The following is a 20790-nucleotide window of genomic DNA, read 5'->3' as shown; positions in this document are numbered from 1 at the left end:
TCAGGACGCCGGCGGCCCTCGGAGAGCAGCCGCGCTGTTCCTAATCCAGGAAGTCTGGCTGCTCCTTGAGAATGCGGGCATACAGCGACTGAAACTGAAACCATCCGCTGAACGGCGAGCCGACAATCTGATAGGCCTGCTGCGCGGACTTCTCTGAAATCATCTTGAGCTTCTGCCCGGAGTGAGCGGCGGCAGCTTCGGCTATCAGCTGGACCTGGCACGACCGATCCATCGTGATGAACCACCATGCTGCTTCGTCCACGGTCTGGCCCACCGTGAGAAGGCCGTGGTTTTGCAGAATGGCCGCCTTGTGCGGGCCAAGCGCCTTCGCAATCTGCTGGCCCTCATCAAGATCAACAGCAACCCCGCCGTAGTCGTCGTAAAGTGCGTGATCGTTGTAAAAGGCGCATACGTCCTGCGAGATCGGATCGAGCTTGCGGCCGAGCGCAGCGAAGGCGCGGCCATAAGTTGAGTGCGAATGCGCGGCGCCGACTGAATCCGGACGGGCCGCATGGACACGCGAGTGAATCGCAAACGCCGCGGCGTTGACGGGCCGGTCGCCCTCGACGACCTTTCCGTCATGACCCACGCGGATCAGGTCGGATGCCTTGATCAGACTGAAATGCATACCGAACGGATTGACCCAGAACGTATCGGTAAATTCCGGATCGCGCGCCGTGATGTGACCAACGACACCCTCGTCGAAACCGCATTTCGAGAACAGCCGAAAGCTCGCGGCAAGCCGCTGCTTGCGATGCAATCGCTCCTCACCAACGGTTGCAAACACCGGCGGGCGCGGCAGGTCGGTGTACATCTTCTCGGCGGCGGGCGTTGCATCATGGAACTTTTGCAGGGCGTTCATCAGAGTCTCCTTCATTGTGAATGCGCAACTGGAACGACCGCTGGCCAGCGGGCACTTGCATGCGCTGCTCATACGGCCGGGATTGATGCCGACGGGGGTCAACCGCAGTCATCGGCAACTGAACTGGAGTCGTTTGCATCGGGCCTTATGCTCGCGCAGACACGCTGCAACGCCTGGGCCCTCGGCTGCTTTGGCCATCCATCGTCCTCCCGTCGTGCTCTTTGCGAGCTTGTTGCCGGTTGGTGAACATGGCTGACATGTCGCAGCAGCCGCGTTGCCCATCCTGATATTTGATGCCAGCATGATCAGGCCTGTTCCGGGGCGCAAATGAATTCCCTTGCGACCATATGAATGAGATTCACATGCAGCGATCGCGATCATCCCTTCCGCCACTGTCGACGCTTCGATCGTTCGAAGCTGCGGTGAGGTTGGGAAGTTTCAAGGCCGCCGCGGAAGACCTGAGCCTGACGCAATCGGCGATCAGCCATCAGATCACGTCTCTGGAAACGCATTTCCGCGTCAAACTTTTCGTCCGCGACGGAAACAAAGTCGTGCTGACGAAGGATGGTGCGATGTACGGCACCACCATCCTGAAAGCCTTCGGGGAATTGTCTCGCGCAGGCGAAGTCCTGCTGAGCAAAGAACGCAGAGAGATCGTGAGGGTGAGCGCGTCACCCAGCTTTGCGACGTTTGCCGCGTTGCCCAATCTCCAGAAGTTCAAATCCGCAAACAGCTCTCTCGATCTGCGTCTCGAGGCTCGCAACACCAACGTGGACTTCGACACCGAAAGTATCGACGCTGCCATTCAGGTCAGTGGGCCGCCGTTTCGCGGCTTGCATGCCCACAGGCTGTTTCGGTCAAAACTGGCGCCCTTGGCTCATCCCGATCTTTGCGAAAGATTTGCGCCATTGAAGAGTGCAAGGGATCTCGCGCGAATGCCCCTTATCGAACTCAACAATATTCCCGGAATGTGGGAGCGATGGTTTGATAAGGCAGACTCCCGGATCAAACTGAATGAGCTCAGTCTGTCGAGCGATAGCTTGCTGGCCGCAATACAAATGGCCGAGTCAGGCTTGGGCGTCGTTCTGGCGCCCTTTCCTTTGACAGCATCGGTTGTTGCGACCGGCCGCCTCAAGACCGTTTTCCGTCCGTCACTTCCGATGGACAAACGCGATTTCCATCTCGTCTATCGAAAAGAGGACGCCAACAGCGCGAAGATCAAGGCGATCCGGAGGTGGCTAAAGGACGTAGTCGCTGAACTGGAACAACGGACCAACACGAACGATCTGTGACCCCTGCTTGGTTTCAACTTCGTATCAGTTCAGTAAGCCACGCTTGTGGGTCAAAGTGACAGCGCTTCCGTAATCATGCCGCTACACAAGCCAAATCCGATGGAAGCGAAATTCTTCCGCCGACATCGTCCCTTGAATGTGATTTCATCACCATCTGCCAGAAAGCTGCGACTCTCTCCGTTCGGGAGCGTCACCGGACGCGAACCTCCCACGGTCAGCTCAAGCATACTGCTCAGCTCTTCGTCTCGCGGACCTGAAATAGTTCCTGTGCCGATGAGATCGCCAGGCTGAAGATTGCAGCCGTTCACCGTATGATGCGCGACCATCTGCGCCGGCGTCCAGTAAAGATGGCGCGCGTTGGACGTGAGTATCTCGACGGCATGCTCGCCCGTGCTTCGCATTTTCGCACTCGAGAGGAAAACTTTCAGATCTATATCGATCCCCCCGGCCGCCTGATCGCCCGCATCACACAGATAGTCGAGCGGCTGCGGATCACCGTTCGATCGACTCATCGCAGGCACCCGGAACGGCGCCAGCGCATCTACAGTCACGACCCACGGCGAGACCGATGTCGCAAAACTCTTGCTGAGAAACGGTCCCAATGGGAACATCTCCCAACGCTGAACGTCGCGCGCCGACCAGTCGTTAAGCAGCGAGAAGCCGACGATGTGGTCTTCGGCATCCTGAATGGCGATCCGGTTTCCGATCGTGTTGCCGCCCACCACGTAAAAGCCGAGCTCCAGTTCGAAATCCAGCCGCTCACACGGACCGAAATCCGGCGGCCTGCCCGGATCGGAGGGAGGTTTCTGCCCTAGTGGACGCCGCACAGGACCCTGCCCGATCTGCACCGACGAGGCTCGGCCGTGATAGGCGATCGGCACCCATTTGTAATTCGCCGGCAGCGGATTTTCCGGGGTCAGTAAGGCACCTGCTGCACGCGCATGATAAATGCCGGCATAGAAGTCCGTGTAATTTGCGACGCGGGCCGGCCGATGCAGACGGCTTTTTGCCATCGGCACAATCAGATCGGACGTCAGTTGCCGCGCAGCCTTTCCACTATCGCCTTCACTCAGAAGCGCTGAGATCGCGCGACGCAGATTCCGAAGAGGGATACGCCCGAGCGCGAACAATGCATTAAGCGAATTCTGCGCCAGCGCCTCTTGCGGGATATCCTTTGGGAGCAGCTCATGCCGATAGGCTACCCGCAAATCGAGAATCTGGTCTCCTATGGCAACGCCGGGTCTGGCTTCCCCCGACGATGTACTGAAAACACCGAATGGAAGATTCTGGATCGGAAAATCGCTACTTGGATCGTTGGCTGAATCGATAAAACTGCGGCGTGCAATGTCATGCGTTTCATCGATCATTGGCTTCATTGCAAACTCCAGTCATGTGAGACGGCGCGCGCTGCTCAGTCGTAAGCTCCGGCCGGACTTCGTCTGCTCAGAAGCACCTTGCGCTGTTGCAGATCCGTAATGCGCGAATCCGGAACATTGTTCTCCCGAAGGATCTCCTCGTTGTGCTCGCCCTGAAACGCCGGGACTCCAGGAAGAGGCAGTTCGGATTTGCTGAAGCGCCATGGATTACCCGGCATCCGCGTGGTGCTTCCAGCCCGGTCGTCAACCTCCACAACCGCCCCCCATTCCTTCACCCAGTCAGACTCGGCAAACTCGCGGACGGTCCGGACTCTCCCGACGGCAAGACCGGCCTCGCTGACCTGCGCCTGAAGCAATTCAAGATCGGAGAACGTCGTCAGCCATGACCGGATTTCCGCTAGCAGCGATGGCAGATTCTGACGCCGCAGATTCGCGGTTGCATAACGCGGATCGGTCAGGAGGTCATTCCGCCTCATCATGGCGCAGTATCGGCTGAACATCGGGCTGTAGATTGGACTTGCCGCAATCGTTAGCTTGCGACCATCAGACATCTCGAAAATATGAGATTCATTCGCGGATAGCGCAATCGGCTCCCCGTCGGTATCGATGCCCGACAACTGCGCCCCTGCGCGCTCGTTAACGGACAGCATGGTTGCGGCCATCGCCACGTCCACGTGCTGCCCTTCGCCGGTAAGATTGCGATGATTCAATGCGGCCAGGATTGCGATCACTCCTTGAAGACCGGTGTAGATATCCGCATGGCTGCAGGCATCACCGCGCGATTCCAACAATGCCTCGCCGAAATGATCTTGAACGATGGACGTCAGTCCAGTCTCAGCTTGTACAGTGGGAGCGAATGCTGGCCGGTTGCTCCACGATGTGTCTTGGCCGTAGCCACTGAGTGACGCGTAAACGACCTTTGGATTAAAGGCGCGGACGTCCTCATAGGCCAGACCAAATCGCTTCAGCGTCCCCGGCCGGAAATTCTCAACGATAACATCGGCGTTGCGGCACAGATCGATCACGATCTCACGCGCCTCCGCCCAGTTCAGGTCGATGCTCAGATTTCGCTTTCCCGCATTTTGCTGAACATAGTAGAGGCCCATATCGCCGATATGCGGCAGGCCGACGCGGCCGATATCGCCCGCTGGCGGTTCAATTTTGGTCACCAGCGCACCAAGATCGCGAAGCGCCTTGGTGCAGTGAGGTCCAGCGAGTACGCGGGTGAAATCAATCACACGCAATCCGTTTAGAGGGGCTGCAGACACTGTCAGTCTCCCTTAAACACTGCCGAGGCGGGGCCGGTTGCAAAGAACGCGTCGAAGCCTCGTTGCCGATCAGCCGCCTTCCAGATCATATTGTTGATTTCGATCTGCCTATTGTCGGCGGCGGCAATGCCGCCGCGCGCCGCAAGGTTAGCCTGCATTTTGATGCCTTCGATTACCTTCGTCGGACCGGCAGCCAGTTGGCGCGCCCATGTCAGCGAAGCATCGGGAAGCTCTTTCTCCGGAACGACGAGATTGATGATGCCCCACCGCTCAAAGGCTTCCGGAGTGTGACGGCGTCCGAGCATTGCAATTTCCTTCGCTCTTGCGGAACCCGCGCGTTGCGCGAGGCGTTGCGTACCGCCGAGCAGCGGAAGCAGACCGACGGTGACCTCGACTTGTCCAAGGAATGCCGTATCGGCTGCAATAATCATGTCGCAGGTCAGCGCCAACTCCAGACCGCCGCCGAGCACGCCGCCATGAACAGCCGCGACGGTAGGGACTGGTATATTTTCCACCCCATCTAAAAGTTCGAAGAAGCCCTTTTCATCGTTGTGGATTTGCGTGGTTCCGCCGAAAGAATTGAGTTCTGCGCCGGCGCAGAAGTGGCGCATCGAGCTGCGCAGCAAAATCGCGCGGCATCCCCCTGCGAGCACCGTCCGGTAAGCTGCGATCAAATCCGCGATCATCTGGTCGTCGATCAGATTATGCGGTGGCTTGGCGAGCGTCACGACGCCCACTGCGCCGTCCATCTCGTGCGTGACTGTCGTCAATTCTCTCTCCCATTTGACCGGCACGGCAGGTCCGGCGGCCCGCCTCTTCGTTGCGGTAACTTGTCCGTCGCCTTCCGCGTCAGCAACGTCAAAGAACGCCAATATTCGGGTCCTAAAATGCCAACTGCACGCACAATGCGGTGACAGACGGGGTCCAAACGTGCCAATCTGAAAGAAAAAAGAACACGACACGGCCGGAGGAAACGATGCTGATATCGAAGATCATGAGTCCACTTTCGGACGATATCGACGCGCCGACTCAAAGCATGCTTGGACTTGCCGCGCTCGCCGCCGAGCTCGCCGCCGAAGGCGTTTCCGTGAAGGATTTGTTCGCCCGCACCGGCGCCCTTCCGTCTCAGCTTGAAGACCCGCATGCGCGCATCTCGCGGCGGCAGCGTCTGGCGATCTATCGAAATGCTGTTGCGCTCGCAAAGCGAACGGATATCGGATTGCTGGCGGGCGCGCGGCAGCGCATCAGCGATTACGGCATCTACGGCTATGCGATGGTCAGCAGCCCCACATTCGGAGAAGCGCTGAAGTTCTCAATCGAACACATTACGCAGGCGGGATCCACCGTGTTGCAGATCAGTTTCCGCGTGGAGAACGGCACAGCGATTCTCCGGAGCCACGGCACCCAATCGCTTGGTCACTTGCTTCCTTTCGTCGCGGAATTCTGGCGGAGTTCGATGACAGCACTTTTCAGTCGGGTTCTGGAGGTGCCGTTCCCCACGACTCGCATGCTGTTCCCCTATCCCGCCCCCATTCATTGGCGGAACTATGAGCGGATGTTCAATTGCCCAATCGAGTTCGACGCCGGGTCGATGGAATGGCACTTCCCGGTCGAGGCGATGGATCGGCGCTGTCCCAACGCTAACCCGATCACCGCGCAGGTTTGTCAGCAGTTCTGCAACGCAGTTATGGCCCCGACTCCCGGCGAAACAGACCTGGTGCGCCGGATAAGAGCCGCATGCCTCAACAGTCCGCGGCGTTTCCCGACTGCCGAAGAGATCGCAGATCAACTCGGCCTTTCGCTGCGAACACTGCATCGGCGGTTGGCGCAGGAAGGACTCTCGTATCAATCCATTCTGGACAACATGCGCCGCTCGGTGGCGACTGAGTTTCTGGAAAATACCCATCTCATGATCGATGAGGTCGCCGAGCGAGTCGGATTTTCGGATGCCACCAGCTTCCGCAAGGCCTTCCGAAAATGGACCGGCCATTCCCCGACGCATTATCGTCCGCGTCAATCCGGCTAGTATTCCAGCTTGCATTAACGCTGCAAAACATCGCGTTTTTTCGTGATGCAGCCGTCGCGCGTTGGCATTTTAAGACGCGGCATTTGGCACTGTTCGACGTTGTCATACCAAGTAGAGCGCACAAGATTGGCGCAATCGCTTGGGAGGGCATCATGAGATTCGATCAGTCACTGCTTTTTGCCGGCTTGATGCTCGGCGTTATCGCTGGCACACCGGCGCACGCCCAGAAGAAATATGACCCCGGCGCGTCGGACACGACCATCAAGCTCGGAAATATCATGCCTTACAGCGGGCCGGCCTCCGCCTACAGCGTCATCGGAAAGACACAGGCCGCCTACTTCAAGAAAGTAAATGACGACGGCGGCATCAATGGCCGGAAGATCGAATTCATCAGCTATGACGACGGCTATAGCCCGCCGAAGGCGATCGAACAGGCACGCAAGCTGATAGAGAGCGATGAGGTGTTGCTTATCTTCAGCCCAATGGGCACGCCATCGAACTCCGCGATTCAGAAGTATATGAACGCAAAGAAGGTGCCGCAGCTTTTCCCGGCGTCTTACTCGTCCAAATGGAGCGACCCCAAGACATATCCGTGGACGATGCTGCTCGGCACCAGCTATCAAACTGAAGGCAGCATCTATGCCGCCTACCTCCTTCGCGAGAAGCCGGATGCGAAGATTGCCATTCTTTATCAGAATGACGATTTCGGGAAGGAACTGTTGAACGGACTAAAGGCCGGCCTTGGCGCCAAAGCATCGATGATTGTCGAAGAAACGCCTTATGAGGTCACGGACCCAACCATCGACTCGCAGATCGTCAAACTGAGACATTCCGGCGCGGACGTGATGTTTACCTTCGGCACGCCGAAATTTGTGGCGCAAAGCATCAAGAAGATCGCCGAGCTGGGCTGGAAGCCCATGCATTTCATCCCCAACGTCGCCTCGTCTGTCGGAACGGTCATCGTGCCCGCAGGTGTCGAGAACGCGCAAGGCGTGCTGTCAGGAACCTTCATCAAGGATGCGTCGGATCCGCAGTGGGATAACGACAAGGGTATGAAGGCCTACACCTCGTTTCTCGCGAAATATATGCCCGATGCCAACAAGGCCGACAGCCTTATGATCCATGGCTACATGGGCGCCCAGTTGATGGTCCAGGTACTCAAGCAGAGCGTCGATAATCTGACGCGGGAGAACGTCATGAAACAGGCAGCAAGCATCAAGAACTTCGAATCCGATGTTCTCATCCCCGGCATTCTGGCAACCACTGGCGAGAAGGACTTTTCCCCGCTCGAAGACATGCAGATGATGCGGTTCAAAGGCAGCCGGTGGGAGCCGTTTGGCGATGTCATCAGAGGTCGTAGTGATGGCTGAAATAATGGCAGCAGATCTTCTATCTGGAGCCGTCTCAGCCGCCAGATCGTGCAATCGACAACAAGTTCCACCACCTTGGATCGGCAGCATTCCATAATTGCCCATTTGGATATCTCGATCAACAAATGGCGCCTTGGCAAAGCGCGCATTGTACGCCTCCATGAAGGCGGGCAGAAATGCGTTGCCGGCTGCGATGGTATCGGTGCCGCATAGGTGGCCTATCGAAGCATTCCAATTCCTAGTATCCACGTCATTCATTGCAAAGATTTTTTCAAGCGTGAGCGTTATAGGCAGCGGAATGACAACAATCAGACCTTCGTCTGCTGCTTTGTTTGCCTTGGTGGGATCCATGTTAGCTTGTGGTGCGGTTCGAGCAGAGACGCTTAGCACGACTGAAGATTGACCCGCTGAGCACACAGGTCGGACATTCAGCAGCGACCGTCGCGACCCCAAATGGGAAGATCGCGCTTCTGCTTAACTGTTCATGCGGCGACGTAACGCCTCTTCACGTCTCATGTCCTGCGTCGAAATCGTCTTCGAAACGCAAATGCTTTACGCTGCGACCGCGGCGCCGCACAAGTTTCAGCGCCTCTACTCCGATCTTGATATGCCTTTCGACAAAGTTCGCGGTCACCATCTGATCCGACGCTTCGGTCTTCACACCCTCGGGGATCATTGGCTGATCGGACACAAGAAGCAGCGCGCCAGTCGAAATGTGGTTGGCAAATCCTGCAGCAAAGATTGTTGCGGTCTCCATGTCGATCGCCATGCTTCGGGTACGACGCAACACATCCCTGAAGCGACCATCATGTTCCCAGACACGACGATTGGTCGTATACACAGTGCCCGTCCAGTAGTCGTGACCGAGATCGCGGATCATGGTTGACACCGCGCGTTGCAACTGGAACGCGGGCAGCGCGGGAACCTCCGGAGGCAGATAATCATTTGAGGTGCCGTCGCCCCGAATCGCCGCAATCGGCAGAATCAAGTCGCCAATTTGATTTTTGCGTTTCAACCCGCCGCATTTCCCGAGAAGCAATACGGCTTTCGGCGAGATGGCGCTTAACAGATCCATCACGGTCGCGGCATTCGGGCTTCCCATGCCGAAGTTAATCAGAGTGATCCCATCGGCAGTCACATTGGGCATCGGTCGATCTACGCCCACTACCAGACCACCATACGCCGCAGCGAACCATTCGACGTAGTTGTCGAAGTTAGTCAGGAGGATATATTCTCCGAATTCAGAAAGTGGCGTGCCGGTGTAACGCGGCAGCCAGTTTTCTACGATGTCCTTTTTCTCTTTCATTCCCTTTGATCTCTTCCCGAGGCGCACAACCACGCTGCCTGTCAAGGCTAGTGGATAGGACCGTTCTCTGTCCAATGTGGCACATGTGGATTTACCTAATTCCGCTACTCCGCCTGCAATCCTATTCCCGGAAGTCATCGCGCTGGCCTTACACAAGCCGTGGTGAAACCCGACATAGGCAGCTTGGCTTCACGTGGAGTGCGCACGGTCCACAGCCTCCGCGAAGTTGAGCAGAGACTCCGACCGCGAGGTCGGCGGGCCTTTCTCACACTGAAGAAAGATATTCTCCAAAGCCCACACTGGCTGGCTGGCGACACAGTGCTCATCGCGCCCGTCTCTGGGTGAACTCCCTGCTAACAGGGAATTTTACAGGGAAATCTGCGATTTTCCGGCTCGAGCGGGCGACTTTTAAAGCAGAAACCCGCTGTACCGTAGTGATTTTTGGGAAATTCCCTAGACAAACGAACAGGGAATAAATCTTAGAGATCAGGGAATTCTTGCAGGGGTAACAGGGATTTTCGAAGTGCCGTTGGTTGCCACCGATTCTTTAGTTCAAAGAGTTACTCTGGGGCCCAACTCCGCGGTACAGCGGCCGCGCGCGGTGAGGCCGCTCCTTAAGGCCACCTACTGCGAACCGCCAAGGAACGGCACAAGCACTTCGCTCAACTCATCGGGTGCTTCTTCCGGCACGAGATGACCGCAATCGGGGATGATGTGAGATTTCACGTTTTCGGCAACAAGACTCACGCTTTCGGCTACCTCTAGCCCCCTCCCTCGACCGGCGCCGCCACTAACGGTTAGCGTTGGTATCCGCAGCTTGCCGTGTTTGGCAATCATCTGCGATGCGAACGCGTTGGACTGCTCGACCGATCGATAATATTCGAAGCCCGCTCGCATGGCGCCTGGCTGCGAGTAAGTCCGCACATACTCGGCGAGATCGTCTGCGCTAACAGCGCCTGCACGTTCGCTATACTCCTGATAAAACCAATTCAAATACGCGGACTCTCTGCCCGCGGTCAGCGCTTCAGGCAAATCGGGGGTCCGATGAAAAGCATGATGCCATCGCAAACCGCCCTGATTGCCCCCGGCGGCGCGGCCGTCTCCAGGGAGAACAACGTCGATAACGGCGAACCGCTTTACACGAAGGGGCGCGAGCAAGCATACAGCAAAGGCGACCGGCCCTCCCCAGTCATGCCCAACAATTGAAAAACGTTCGATCCCAAGCGTGTCGAGCAGTTCTATAATATCGCCAGCAACACTCTTGATATCGTATCCCGTTGCAGGCCGGGAACTATCCCCAAGCCCCCGCATATCCGGCGTCAACACGCGATGGCGGCCTTCAATCTTAGGAATGACATGCCGCCACTCATGCGACGTGTGTGGCCAGCCGTGAAGCAAAAGCACCACATCGCTTCCACGCCCCGCCTCAAGATAGTGCATGCGGATCTGGCTCAGCTCAGCATAATGGTGAGAAATCATGTGGATTTATTTTCCGAATTGACGATCTTTTCTACGCATCACCATCAATTATTTCGACCCGAGAGTGTCAGCGCCCCGGCGCAGACACCATCAGTGACGCAGGTTGCAGATCGGCCAGTGTCGGATAGCCATCCACTGCCATCAAAAGGTCCGCCTCGGCAAGGATGCATTTCAGCACATGAACGATGCCGTCAACGCCATCCAGAGCCAGCCCATAGGCATATGGCCGGCCAATGCCGACTGCTGCTGCGCCCAACGCAAGCGCTTTGATGACGTCTGTGCCGGAACGCACGCCTGAGTCAAACAAGACCGGTGTGTTTCCCGAGGCCTTTACAACCCCAGGCAGTAGATCAATCGCGGCAAGACCGCCATTTGCCTGCCGCCCGCCGTGATTTGAACAGTAAATGCCATCGACGCCACCGTCGATTGCGCGCCTCGCGTCGTCAGGATGACAAATCCCCTTCACGATCAAAGGAAGCTTTGTCAAAGATCTGAGCCAGGGCAGATCGTCCCATGTCAACGGATTACCGAAAATTTTCGCCCATTGCATGACAGCGGCGCTCGGGTCCTGCTCCGGAGACTTCGCTAACAGGCTTCGGAATGCCGCGTCCGAAAAGTAATTGGCGAGGCAATAGCCCCTCAGCTGCGGAAAGTTCGCCTGATTGAGATCGCGCGGACGCCATCCGGTCACCCACGTATCAAGAGTTACTACGATTCCCTTGAATCCTGCGGCCTCGGCGCGACGTACAAGGCTCTCGGCAACCGCGCGGTTTGTCGGCGTATAGAGCTGGAAAAAACCGGGTGTATCTCCAAATTCAGAGGCAACTTGCTCCAATGGAGTCTCACTCAGTGTCGATGCAACCATAGGCACACCGATCACGCGGGCGGCTTGGGCGGTCGCGATATCTCCCCGGCCGTCTTGCGCGCAGATACCGATGACGCCGATAGGACTCATGAACAAAGGTGTCGGAAGCGACATCCCAAACAGATTGATGGACATGTCACGTTTGGCAGCGCCGACGAACATCCGGGGCATCAGCCCCCATCGCTCGAAAGCGGTGACGTTGAGATTTTGCGTATGCTCGTTGCCGCAGCCGCCCGCGACGTAAGACACGACGCCTGGCGGCATGGCCGCTTGGGCGCGTGCTTCAAGCTCGCTGAAATTAACCGGAAGCTTCGGCAATCGCCCGCTAAGGCCAGCGCCGTATATTTCGGTTTGGTAATCGCCGTAGTGAGCCAAAGTACTCTCCAGCATTCTGATGATTAAGCGCGAGCGCGCCACGCCTGTCTCGGACAATCAGTGATAATGACCCACGAGCGAACCGTCACTCCGGCGAAGAAGGGTTTCGGGAGAAACTGTCTTTACGTCATGCACGCCGGTCAAAGCCATTGAGGTGTCCAGCTCCTTGCCGAGAAGACAGAGCATCTCCTCCACCCGACTCTGCCCTCCTGATGCGAGAGCATAGAGATAGGCCCTTCCGATCATGCATGCCTTGGCGCCCAAGGCCAGAGCTTTCAAAATATCTTGTCCGGAGCGAATGCCTCCATCGAACAAGACTTCGGTCGCGCCCCCTACCGCCCCAACGATCCCCGGCAATGCCGCAATGGATGAACTCGCGCCATCCAATTGCCGGCCCCCGTGATTCGAAACCACGATGGCATCGGCTCCGCGCTCCACCGCCTCTCGCGCATCGCGTTCATCGAGTAGTCCTTTGATGACGAGTTTTCCCGGCCAGATACTGCGAACCCAATCGACGTCATCCCAAGTGAGAGACGGATCGAACTGGCCGCCGACCCAATGCGCGAGCGAGGCCAGCCCTTCCTCGGCCGCTGGGGCGCCCTCCAGATTGCCAAATGACCGCCGCCGTCCGGCCAGGACGCCGAGCGCCCATCTCGGCTTCGAAGCGATATCGAATGCGTTAGCGAAGGTCAGTCTTGGCGGAATGCTGAGGCCATTTTTAATGTCGCGATGCCGCCGGCCGCCGACTTGCAAGTCAACCGTCAGTACGAGCGCCGAGCATTTTGCCGCGACCGCACGCTCAATAAGCGACCGCGTGAAACCGCGATCGCGCATGACATAGAGCTGAAACCAGAACGGTGTTTTTACTGCCGCCTGCACATCCTCGATCGAGCATATCGACATTGTACTCAGGCAGAACGGAATTCCTGCGTTTTCTGCGGCACGCGCACCATGTATTTCGCCATCCGCGTGAAACAGACCGCCAAGCCCCGTCGGCCCGATGACAAGAGGTAAATTCACATCGCCGCCAACGATCCGGGTTTTCATCGAGCGATGGGACATGTCGACCATGACGCGCTGACTAAGGCGCAGGCTTTCCAGATCGTTTCTGTTGGCCCGCAATGTCACTTCGTCATAGGAGCCGCCATCGCCGTACTCGAAAATCGAACGCGGTATCTTACGTCGCGCGGCTTCGCGAAAATCCTCTACATTGGTGAAGATCATGATTATGCGGCCGTTTCCCTAGCGCGCCGCGCCTCATAGGCTTTCACATGTGCATGCGCCGCACCTAGCAGCGAACGCGGAGTCGTTACCCCGCCTCGGCTCAGCATATCGCCAAGAATATGATCTCCCTCGGTGGGTGCTCCCTTCTCAATGTCGCGCAGCATGGACGCCATCAACGGCGAGCCCGGCGTCGTAAACATGGACCGTGCCCGCTCGAGAAACGCCGTTCGCGGCTCAAATCCTTGCTTGGTCGCAATATCAACACACTCGTCGAAGAGCGCCATCACGAGCTCGGACGCTCCGGCATTAATCATGTCGCCGACAGACGCACGCATCAAGCAAGTGGAACCTGCCGCGGTGGCAATGAAAACCCATTTTTCCCACATCTCTTGCATGATGATATCGCTAGGCTGCGCCGCAAAATTTGCATCGGACAGCGCGCTCACAATTTCGGAGTAGTTCTTCGGCTTCTTCGCCCCTTGCGGACCGAAAGTAAGCGTATGCATATCAGCAAGATGAAGTATTTCTCTGTCGGGAGAAAGGGTCGCCGAGATCGCACACTGGCCGCCAAACACCTTTTCCGCGCCGAAGCATGCACTCAACGCATCAACATGCCGTAGACCATTCAACAGTGGAATGATTACAGTGTCTTTGCCAATTGTGGGAGCAAACGACTGCATCGCCTCATCGAGATCGTAAGCCTTGCAGCTCAGGATGATAATATCGAAGGGCTGGCTCAGCTTGTCGGCGGTAACGGTCGGCGGTACGGTCAAGTGAAGATCGCCGAGCTTGCTCTTAACGGTGAGGCCGCTTTTTGCCAGTTCCGCAGCGCGCTTCGGTCTGACAAGAAACGTAACGTCACGGCCCGCAGCCAACAGCCTCGCACCGAAGTACCCACCGAGCGCTCCCGCTCCGATTACCAATATCCGCACACTCTTCTCCTTGTTGAAACCCGGTGCAATGCGCCGGTGCTATTGTGCAAACCGCCGGGGCGCCGCGAGCCCCGGTATTGATTCACATGTCAATCAGCGGCGCTGATGAGGCTACCGATCGGCTCCCAGTTCTTGCCGGTAAATCGCTGCAACTGGAGCGAAGTCCACGCCTGATGGTTGGTCGGACTGGTGTTGATGGTGATGCCCGGCGCGGCCATCCCCGGCGCGAAATCCTTTAAGCTCAGAGCCTGCTTGATGATACCCTCGCGGGAAAGGTCGTCACCACACTGCTTCAGAATCTGTTCCAAGATTTGTCCCTGAATGAAGCCAAGAACATAGGAAGCTTCACCGATATCGCCCGTCGGAAGATACTTTGAAAGAAACGCGCGATAATCTCTTGTGGCGTTGTCGTCGGCCCATCGTGGATCCGTCGCATCTTTCTGGAACGTGCCGGATATGACGCCCGTTGAGTTTTCGACGCCCGCCGGAGCAAGCGTGCCTGCGATCGAGCTCGACGGATAATTGACCAGCGTAAGCGGCTTCCAACCGATTTCTCCGGCTTTTCGCAGAGCCTGTGCAGTGAACTTGGGAGTTCCACCAATGAACAAGGCCTGAGCCCCCGAGCTTTTTAGGCTTACGATCTGAGAATCCACGGTGGGATCGGTGGTCTCGTAAGCCTTTGCTGTCACCAGTTTATCGAAATCGTCTTTCAGATAAGACTTGAACGCTCCGACCAGATCTTTTCCCATGTCGTCGTTCTGATACAGAATAGCGATGCGCGCGCCCGGCAGCTTCTGGCTGATGTACTTCGCGTAGACCTTACCCTCGGTGTCGAAGCTAGGCAGACCGGTTGTGGTGTAAGGATACTCAGCGTAATTTGTGAACTTGTTTCCGCCCGTCACAATGAAAAGCTGCGGCACCTTCTTCATGTTGACGTACTTGACTGTCGCGGAAAGACTTGCCGTACCTAGGGGACTGAACAACAGTGCGACTTCATCGCTCTCGACTAGCTTGCGAGTTTGTTCAACCGACTTGCTCGGCGTGTAGGCATCGTCCAGCGCCACGAGCTTGATCTTCCGGCCGTTCACGCCTCCCCGATCATTGATGAAATCAACATAGCCCATAAAGGCCTTGCCAACATTTCCAAGTAACGACGCTGGACCACTGAACGGAAAGGTAGAGCCTACGATAATCTCTTTTGCCGAAACGCCGGGCATGTCGCCTGCGCTCACGGTACTTGCCGGCAAGAGCGTGCTGAACAGCCCTGCTGCGAAAATCGTTACCGCGGATCGAAACATAAAAGCCTCCTGTGAAACGGCGCGGGGCGCCAGGTGATGACGTTTCCAAAGTTCTTTTTTTGAATCCCGCATCTGTCGGCGGGATTTCGTCTCCCGCGTTTATTCTTCGCTGCTGCAATCAGCGCTCATCCATTCTCCGGGCAAATACTCCCCGCTCGCGCTGACGCATGTATGCGCAGCTCGTTCGCCTGCATTTTTGGCTATGGTAGACGTCAGACCAGCGGACTCACCGGCAGGCTGACGACGGACTCGCGCCCGTCAGTCCCTGTAGCGGCTTCCCTTGGCATCGAGTTCGCGGCGATAAGCGTCGAATGAATCCTGGCCAAACGACGTCTTCTCATCAAAGCCCTTGGCGACTTCGCCCTGCATCTGCCGCGTGGTCTTCCGCAAGATGTCCTCAGAAAGCGGCCGCTGATTCTTTCCAAAGGCGGCTGTGGTAACTTGCACTTCACAGGCGCGCTGCAGAAGCCGCATCCGGAACATCGCTGCCGCGGCGGTTTCGCCGCAAGCCAGCAATCCATGGTGCCGCAAGATCATGTAGTTCTTGTCGCCGAGCGAGTTCACCAATCTCGTTCGCTCGTCCAGATCGGTCGAGATGCCCTCGAAGTCGTGATAGGCAACCTGCTCATAAAGCATCGCGCCGTAAAAATTGTGAGGAGAAAGCCCCTCTTTCGTACACGCGACCGCTACGCCCTCCGTAGTGTGAGTGTGCGCGATGAAATGAGCATCTTCCCGCGCGGCATGAATGGCAGAATGGATTGTGAAGCCCGGAGCATTCACCCGCCCCGGCACATCCACAACCTTGTTGCCGTCAAGATCGATCTTGATGAGGTTGGAAACGGTAACCTCGTTGTATTGGAGACCGAACGAGTTGATCAGGAAATGACGATTTGGGCCGGGCACGCGAGCCGTGATGTGGTTGTAGATATGCTCCGTCCAGCCATGATCGTAGAAAATGTGGTAAAGTGCGGCCAGATCCTCGCGAACCAATCTTTCTTCCGCTGTCATCGCATTGCGAGTCGCACTTCTTGGCGACGTCTGGATGTTCATCATTAGCTCCCTGAAGATTTTATTTTCGGATGAGGTTTATTCCGCGATCAACTGAGCAGATCTGGCTGCTCTTTCACGATCTTGGAATACAAGGTCTGGAATTGAAACCATCCGGCGAACGGCGAGCCGAGAACATTGAACGCCTGCTGCGCCGAACTCTTGGAGATAACCTTGAGATCCTGCCCGGTTCGAGCAGCGGCCGCTTCCGCAACGAGCTGGACCTGACATGAACGCTCCATTGTGATGAACCACCAAACGGCCTCGTCCACGGTTTGGCCGACGGTCAGCAGCCCGTGATTTTGCAGGATTGCCGCCTTATGGAGCCCGAGCGCTTTTGCGATTTGCTGCCCTTCGTCCAACTCGACCGCAACCCCGCCGTAATCTTCGTAGAGAGCATGATCGTTATAAAACGCGCACGCATCTTGCGTAACCGCATCGAGTTTTTTGCCAAGCGTGGCGAAGGCGCGTCCGTATGTTGAATGCGAGTGAGCTGCACCAACCGAATCCGGACGCGCCGCATGCACGCTGGCATGTATCGCAAAAGCGGCAGCGTTTACCGGGTGATCGCCCTCGACAACCTCGCCTCTATGATCGACCCGAATCAGGTCCGAGGCCTTGATCTGGCCAAAGCTCATGCCAAAGCCATTCACCCAGAAGGTATCTGTGAATTCAGGGTCCCGCGCTGTGATATGACCAGCAACACCCTCATCGAAGCCAAATTTGGCGAACAGCCGAAATCCGGCAGCCAATCTCTCCTTACGATGCTGACGCTCCTCGCCCAACGTTGAAAACACGGGTGGCTGCGGCAATCCTCTGTTTATTTTCTCCGCTGCACTCGTCCCGTGATCATGTTTGTATGGCGCATTCATCGGTATTCTCCTCGTCGGCGCGTTTGGCCGGCCGGTGTACGCGCGGCTCCAAGATGCCGACCGCACCGCACCAACAAACCAGTTTATGTTCTTTGTTGAACTCGCCTTCAAAGCTGAGGCATAACAGCCAATATGACAATTGAATTCGATTGCTGATTGTTGAAGCAGGTTCAATCCGAGGAATGGTGAAGATGTCCCATATACTTCCTCCGCTTGCGAGCCTACGTGCATTTGACGCGGTCGCCAGATTTGGCAGCGTAAAAATTGCATCCGAAAGCTTGAACTTGACACCCTCAGCAATCAGCCATCAAGTTCGTGCATTAGAGGCACATTTCGGGGTTCAATTGGTGAAGCCCAATGGACGAAGTATTGTGCTTACCGAAATGGGATCTGTTTATGCGACAGCGGTGATGAATGCCTTCAATGAACTGTTTCGCGCCAGCGATCAGCTTGAGACACGAAGGCATGACAAGATCGTACGCGTCAGCGTTACTCCGACATTCGCAACACTCGCAGCACTGCCGAACCTGGCGAAGTTTCGCACCACTTATCCCAACATCGATTTGAGAATTGAAGCAAGAAATACACCAGTCAACTTCGAAAATGATCCGATAGACGCAGCCGTACAACTTGGGACACCGCCATTTCCCGACTTGATATTTCATCGTCTGCTTCATTCTCGCAATATGCCATGCGTAGAGCGAAGCCTCATCGAAAAGTACGGCCCTATTCGTGACGCAAAAGATCTCGCGAGAATGCCGCTGATCGAGTTCGCTACGGCTCCAGGAAGTTGGCGCGGCTGGTTCAATGAAAGGGCGCCAGAACTGTCGTCGATCGAACCCGAATTGCTGGGCGACAGCTTGCTAACAGGTATCCAAATGGCAAGATCCGGCATGGGAGCAATCCTCGCTCCATTTCCTCTCGTATCTTCAATGATCACGAGCGGCGCCCTCACCGCCATTTCCCTCTGGCCTCCTATGCCGCTGGGCGAGAGGGATTTTTATTTTACTTATAGAAAGCTCGATGCTGCTTCGGAAAAAATAAAGGTCGTCCACAACTGGTTGAAGCTCACGGCGCGCAGTCTCGAAACTGAGGCGGCCAAACTAGGCTTCTGACCAAGATAGCGTCTGTTAGATCGATAAGCCACGACAACAAAATGTTGACGACCTCACGTAGGCGTCCTGCTGTCAGCCTCCAGGAGGCGTGAACCCGCCAACGCCTCTTCATCAAATCAGTTCTGTCCCAACATCGCGGTCCACTCTGTTGGGAATGACGTGGCCCCATATATGCGATGTGTGGCCAGCCGTGAAGCAGAAGTAATACGTCATTTTCGTTTCCCGCCTTATGATAGCGGACTTGACTAAGCTCAGCGCAACGGTGAGCTATCCTTCAGACTCAGTTCCGAGTTGACTGGTGACAAAAGTCGACGAGAGATCCGGCGAGAACCACTCGCCACTAAAGCGATGCAAATAAATGGGGAAGATCGCGAGCACGCCATGGCACGCGATCTTCTGCTATTTTAGTTCGACGGCGTGCCTTCGGCGCGCAAAAGATCGCCGAAATTCTCCCATCTTTCGCCTTTAAATCGCATCAACTGCGATTGCTGTATCGGCGCGAAGTTAGTTGCGCTTGTGTTTACAAGGATTCCCGGAATGAAAACATCCGAAGAAACGTCGCGCAGGCTGGCTGCCTGCTTCATTACATTTTCCCGTGTGAGATTATCGCCGCACTGCTTAAGTACTTGAACAATTACCTGCGCGGTCGAATAGCCATATTCCAGCAACGCATCGGCCTTGTTTGCCTCGGGCATATATTTAGCAAGAAATTCAACATAAGCTTTCATGCCAACGTCATCCTTCCAGCGTGGATCAGCAGGGTCCTTGATGATCGTTCCCGAAACAACACCCTGAGCGTTCTCAAAACCAGCGGGTGCGATCACTGTACCGATAGACGAGGCAACCGATGGAACGAAGTGCAGCGGCGTCCATCCGATTTGAGCTACGCGCTTGATGCTCTGGGAAACAAACTTCGGCGTTGCGAAGCTCATCAGAACGGTTGCACCTGAGTGCTTGAGGCCCACGATCTGTGAATCGATTGTAGGGTCTGAGACCTCATAGCCTGCCTCTGCGACAATAAGGGACGACTTGTCTCCGAGACCTGCCTTAAGACCTTTCAGGAGCTCTTTTCCAAAATCGTCATTTTGATAGAGAACCGCGATCTTCTCGCCAGGCTTCTCCTTCAACAGGTACGTTGCAAACACACGCCCTTCGCTCAGATACCCCATGCCGACGGGGCCCATCGTCCACGGAAAGTTTACCGGATCGGCCCATTTGCTTGCGTTTGTCGCCGGGAAAAGATGCGGGACTTTTTTGAGGTTGAGGTACTTCTGAATGGCTGAATTGGAGGGCGTCCCCATCGGGCTCACGAGCGCCAGCACTTCGTCACTTTCAACAAGCTTGCGGGCCTGCTCGACCGCTTTCGGTGGGCTGTATCCATCATCGTAGCTTATGAACTTAATCTTGCGGCCGTTGATGCCGCCCTCATCATTGATCTTGCGAAAGTATGCTTCCTCGGCCTTGCCGACAGCGCCGTATGCGGAAGCCGGACCGCTATAAGGCATAATGTTTCCGAGTTTGATCTCGGTATCGGTCGCACCGACATCGTACTTTTTCTGCGCGAATGCGCTCGACGTAACCGCAGCCAGAACGAAGACTGTACCCGTCACCTGAATAAGTCTCTTGGATAACATTACCTTGAACCCCCTTACCTGTGAATACACGCGGTACTTCAGAACGGCTCGAATCCGCGTTGTCTGGAAGACTAGTAGTGAACGTCGACTTCCTCGACGCCCTGGGCGCGCGAACACTGAATTTCCTTCTGGCGCGCGCTTTGAAATCCGTCGCGCGCCTTCAGTCGCTGCCAATAGTCCTTTATCCGTTCTGGAAAATGACCGGCGAGATTGAGATGCGTCGCGAATCCTAACGCGTATCCAAAGGATATGTCGGCCGCCGTGAATCGGTCGCCACAGACATAAGGCTGCCCTTCAAACAAGGTCGCCGTGACCTGCTCCCCGAGTTGCCCTCGTTTATAAGGAGAGTCTGTTCTGGTTCTGCCCCCTGTTGGGGCGGGTTGCAAACTCGGTTGGTGTGAGCCCGTTGAGGCTCGTGTGTGGTCGGTTGGTGTTGTAGTCGATCCTCC

General features: G+C 56.2%; 18 protein-coding genes. 4 read left to right on the top strand and 14 right to left on the bottom strand.

The window, feature by feature from the left end; all coding sequences use genetic code 11:
- Nucleotides 1-40: 40 nt before the first annotated feature.
- A complete protein-coding gene (locus AC1Q6J_RS00090; protein WP_492277281.1) occupies nt 41-862 on the bottom strand; it encodes a class II aldolase/adducin family protein in 822 nt (273 codons plus the stop codon).
- 362 nt (nt 863-1224) lie between these two features.
- Between AC1Q6J_RS00090 and AC1Q6J_RS00085 the strand changes: the two genes are divergently transcribed.
- Complete coding sequence (locus AC1Q6J_RS00085; protein WP_492277280.1) at nt 1225-2154, top strand: LysR substrate-binding domain-containing protein; 930 nt, start codon at nt 1225-1227, stop codon at nt 2152-2154.
- 50 nt (nt 2155-2204) lie between these two features.
- On the opposite strand, the gene fahA is transcribed toward AC1Q6J_RS00085, so the two are convergent.
- The 3 genes from fahA to AC1Q6J_RS00070 are packed head-to-tail and all read right to left on the bottom strand — an operon-like array spanning nt 2205 to nt 5670.
- The gene (fahA, locus tag AC1Q6J_RS00080) at nt 2205-3530 is read right to left on the bottom strand and encodes a fumarylacetoacetase (RefSeq protein WP_492277279.1); all 1326 of its coding nucleotides are present in this window, start codon (nt 3528-3530) and stop codon (nt 2205-2207) included.
- Between the two features lie 35 nt (nt 3531-3565).
- A complete protein-coding gene (locus tag AC1Q6J_RS00075) occupies nt 3566-4798 on the bottom strand; it encodes a CaiB/BaiF CoA transferase family protein (RefSeq protein ID WP_492277278.1) in 1233 nt (410 codons plus the stop codon).
- Nucleotides 4799-4800: 2 nt separating this feature from the next.
- Nucleotides 4801-5670: an enoyl-CoA hydratase/isomerase family protein gene (locus tag AC1Q6J_RS00070; protein ID WP_492277277.1), complete on the bottom strand. Its 870-nt coding sequence runs from the start codon at nt 5668-5670 to the stop codon at nt 4801-4803.
- A 104-nt stretch (nt 5671-5774) separates the two neighbouring features.
- Here AC1Q6J_RS00070 and AC1Q6J_RS00065 point away from each other — a divergent pair, with 104 nt between their 5' ends.
- On the top strand, nt 5775-6824 hold the full coding sequence (locus AC1Q6J_RS00065; protein ID WP_492277276.1) for an AraC family transcriptional regulator: 1050 nt from the start codon (nt 5775-5777) through the stop codon (nt 6822-6824).
- A gap of 152 nt (nt 6825-6976) precedes the next feature.
- Nucleotides 6977-8194 (top strand): ABC transporter substrate-binding protein, encoded by a 1218-nt coding sequence (locus AC1Q6J_RS00060; protein ID WP_492277275.1) that lies wholly within the window; start codon nt 6977-6979, stop codon nt 8192-8194.
- 505 nt (nt 8195-8699) lie between these two features.
- Here the strand turns inward: AC1Q6J_RS00060 and AC1Q6J_RS00055 are convergent.
- The 8 genes from AC1Q6J_RS00055 to AC1Q6J_RS00020 all read right to left on the bottom strand — a co-directional run bounded on the left by AC1Q6J_RS00055 (nt 8700) and on the right by AC1Q6J_RS00020 (nt 17592).
- Nucleotides 8700-9500, bottom strand: a complete 801-nt coding sequence (locus AC1Q6J_RS00055; RefSeq protein ID WP_492277274.1) for an AMP nucleosidase — start codon at nt 9498-9500, stop codon at nt 8700-8702.
- Nucleotides 9501-10124: 624 nt separating this feature from the next.
- Nucleotides 10125-10979, bottom strand: a complete 855-nt coding sequence (locus AC1Q6J_RS00050) for an alpha/beta fold hydrolase (protein ID WP_492277273.1) — start codon at nt 10977-10979, stop codon at nt 10125-10127.
- A 67-nt stretch (nt 10980-11046) separates the two neighbouring features.
- Nucleotides 11047-12261, bottom strand: a complete 1215-nt coding sequence (locus AC1Q6J_RS00045; protein WP_492277272.1) for an alpha-hydroxy-acid oxidizing protein — start codon at nt 12259-12261, stop codon at nt 11047-11049.
- Nucleotides 12262-12276: 15 nt separating this feature from the next.
- Nucleotides 12277-13446, bottom strand: a complete 1170-nt coding sequence (locus tag AC1Q6J_RS00040; RefSeq protein ID WP_492277712.1) for an alpha-hydroxy acid oxidase — start codon at nt 13444-13446, stop codon at nt 12277-12279.
- Nucleotides 13446-14375: a 2-dehydropantoate 2-reductase gene (gene panE / locus AC1Q6J_RS00035; RefSeq protein WP_492277271.1), complete on the bottom strand. Its 930-nt coding sequence runs from the start codon at nt 14373-14375 to the stop codon at nt 13446-13448. The genes AC1Q6J_RS00040 and panE overlap by 1 nt, the downstream gene beginning before the upstream one ends.
- A gap of 89 nt (nt 14376-14464) precedes the next feature.
- Nucleotides 14465-15673: an ABC transporter substrate-binding protein gene (locus AC1Q6J_RS00030; protein WP_492277270.1), complete on the bottom strand. Its 1209-nt coding sequence runs from the start codon at nt 15671-15673 to the stop codon at nt 14465-14467.
- A gap of 258 nt (nt 15674-15931) precedes the next feature.
- Nucleotides 15932-16723, bottom strand: a complete 792-nt coding sequence (locus AC1Q6J_RS00025) for a class II aldolase/adducin family protein (protein ID WP_492277269.1) — start codon at nt 16721-16723, stop codon at nt 15932-15934.
- A 47-nt stretch (nt 16724-16770) separates the two neighbouring features.
- Nucleotides 16771-17592 carry a class II aldolase/adducin family protein gene (locus tag AC1Q6J_RS00020; RefSeq protein WP_492277268.1) on the bottom strand — a complete coding sequence of 274 codons (822 nt, stop codon included), beginning with the start codon at nt 17590-17592 and terminating at the stop codon, nt 16771-16773.
- A gap of 191 nt (nt 17593-17783) precedes the next feature.
- Between AC1Q6J_RS00020 and AC1Q6J_RS00015 the strand changes: the two genes are divergently transcribed.
- Nucleotides 17784-18707 carry a LysR substrate-binding domain-containing protein gene (locus AC1Q6J_RS00015; protein WP_492277267.1) on the top strand — a complete coding sequence of 308 codons (924 nt, stop codon included), beginning with the start codon at nt 17784-17786 and terminating at the stop codon, nt 18705-18707.
- A gap of 404 nt (nt 18708-19111) precedes the next feature.
- On the opposite strand, the gene AC1Q6J_RS00010 is transcribed toward AC1Q6J_RS00015, so the two are convergent.
- Nucleotides 19112-20341 (bottom strand): ABC transporter substrate-binding protein, encoded by a 1230-nt coding sequence (locus AC1Q6J_RS00010; protein WP_492277266.1) that lies wholly within the window; start codon nt 20339-20341, stop codon nt 19112-19114.
- A gap of 336 nt (nt 20342-20677) precedes the next feature.
- Nucleotides 20678-20785: a hypothetical protein gene (locus AC1Q6J_RS00005; protein ID WP_492277711.1), complete on the bottom strand. Its 108-nt coding sequence runs from the start codon at nt 20783-20785 to the stop codon at nt 20678-20680.
- Nucleotides 20786-20790 lie beyond the last annotated feature (5 nt).

It is taken from the genome of Afipia sp. MLSD5-FHT05B12 (genome assembly GCF_058793355.1).
This window is presented reverse-complemented; position numbering and strand designations above follow the sequence as displayed.

What these genes read in the sequence shown, in the direction of transcription:
- AC1Q6J_RS00090 (WP_492277281.1), bottom strand. Translation starts at nt 862, where the DNA reads ATGAACGCCCTGCAAAAGTTCCATGATGCAACGCCCGCCGCCGAGAAG.
- AC1Q6J_RS00085 (WP_492277280.1), top strand. Translation starts at nt 1,225, where the DNA reads ATGCAGCGATCGCGATCATCCCTTCCGCCACTGTCGACGCTTCGATCG.
- fahA (WP_492277279.1), bottom strand. Translation starts at nt 3,530, where the DNA reads ATGAAGCCAATGATCGATGAAACGCATGACATTGCACGCCGCAGTTTT.
- AC1Q6J_RS00065 (WP_492277276.1), top strand. Translation starts at nt 5,775, where the DNA reads ATGCTGATATCGAAGATCATGAGTCCACTTTCGGACGATATCGACGCG.
- AC1Q6J_RS00060 (WP_492277275.1), top strand. Translation starts at nt 6,977, where the DNA reads ATGAGATTCGATCAGTCACTGCTTTTTGCCGGCTTGATGCTCGGCGTT.
- AC1Q6J_RS00055 (WP_492277274.1), bottom strand. Translation starts at nt 9,500, where the DNA reads ATGAAAGAGAAAAAGGACATCGTAGAAAACTGGCTGCCGCGTTACACC.
- AC1Q6J_RS00050 (WP_492277273.1), bottom strand. Translation starts at nt 10,979, where the DNA reads ATGATTTCTCACCATTATGCTGAGCTGAGCCAGATCCGCATGCACTAT.
- AC1Q6J_RS00030 (WP_492277270.1), bottom strand. Translation starts at nt 15,673, where the DNA reads ATGTTTCGATCCGCGGTAACGATTTTCGCAGCAGGGCTGTTCAGCACG.
- AC1Q6J_RS00025 (WP_492277269.1), bottom strand. Translation starts at nt 16,723, where the DNA reads ATGAACATCCAGACGTCGCCAAGAAGTGCGACTCGCAATGCGATGACA.
- AC1Q6J_RS00020 (WP_492277268.1), bottom strand. Translation starts at nt 17,592, where the DNA reads ATGAATGCGCCATACAAACATGATCACGGGACGAGTGCAGCGGAGAAA.
- AC1Q6J_RS00015 (WP_492277267.1), top strand. Translation starts at nt 17,784, where the DNA reads ATGTCCCATATACTTCCTCCGCTTGCGAGCCTACGTGCATTTGACGCG.
- AC1Q6J_RS00010 (WP_492277266.1), bottom strand. Translation starts at nt 20,341, where the DNA reads ATGTTATCCAAGAGACTTATTCAGGTGACGGGTACAGTCTTCGTTCTG.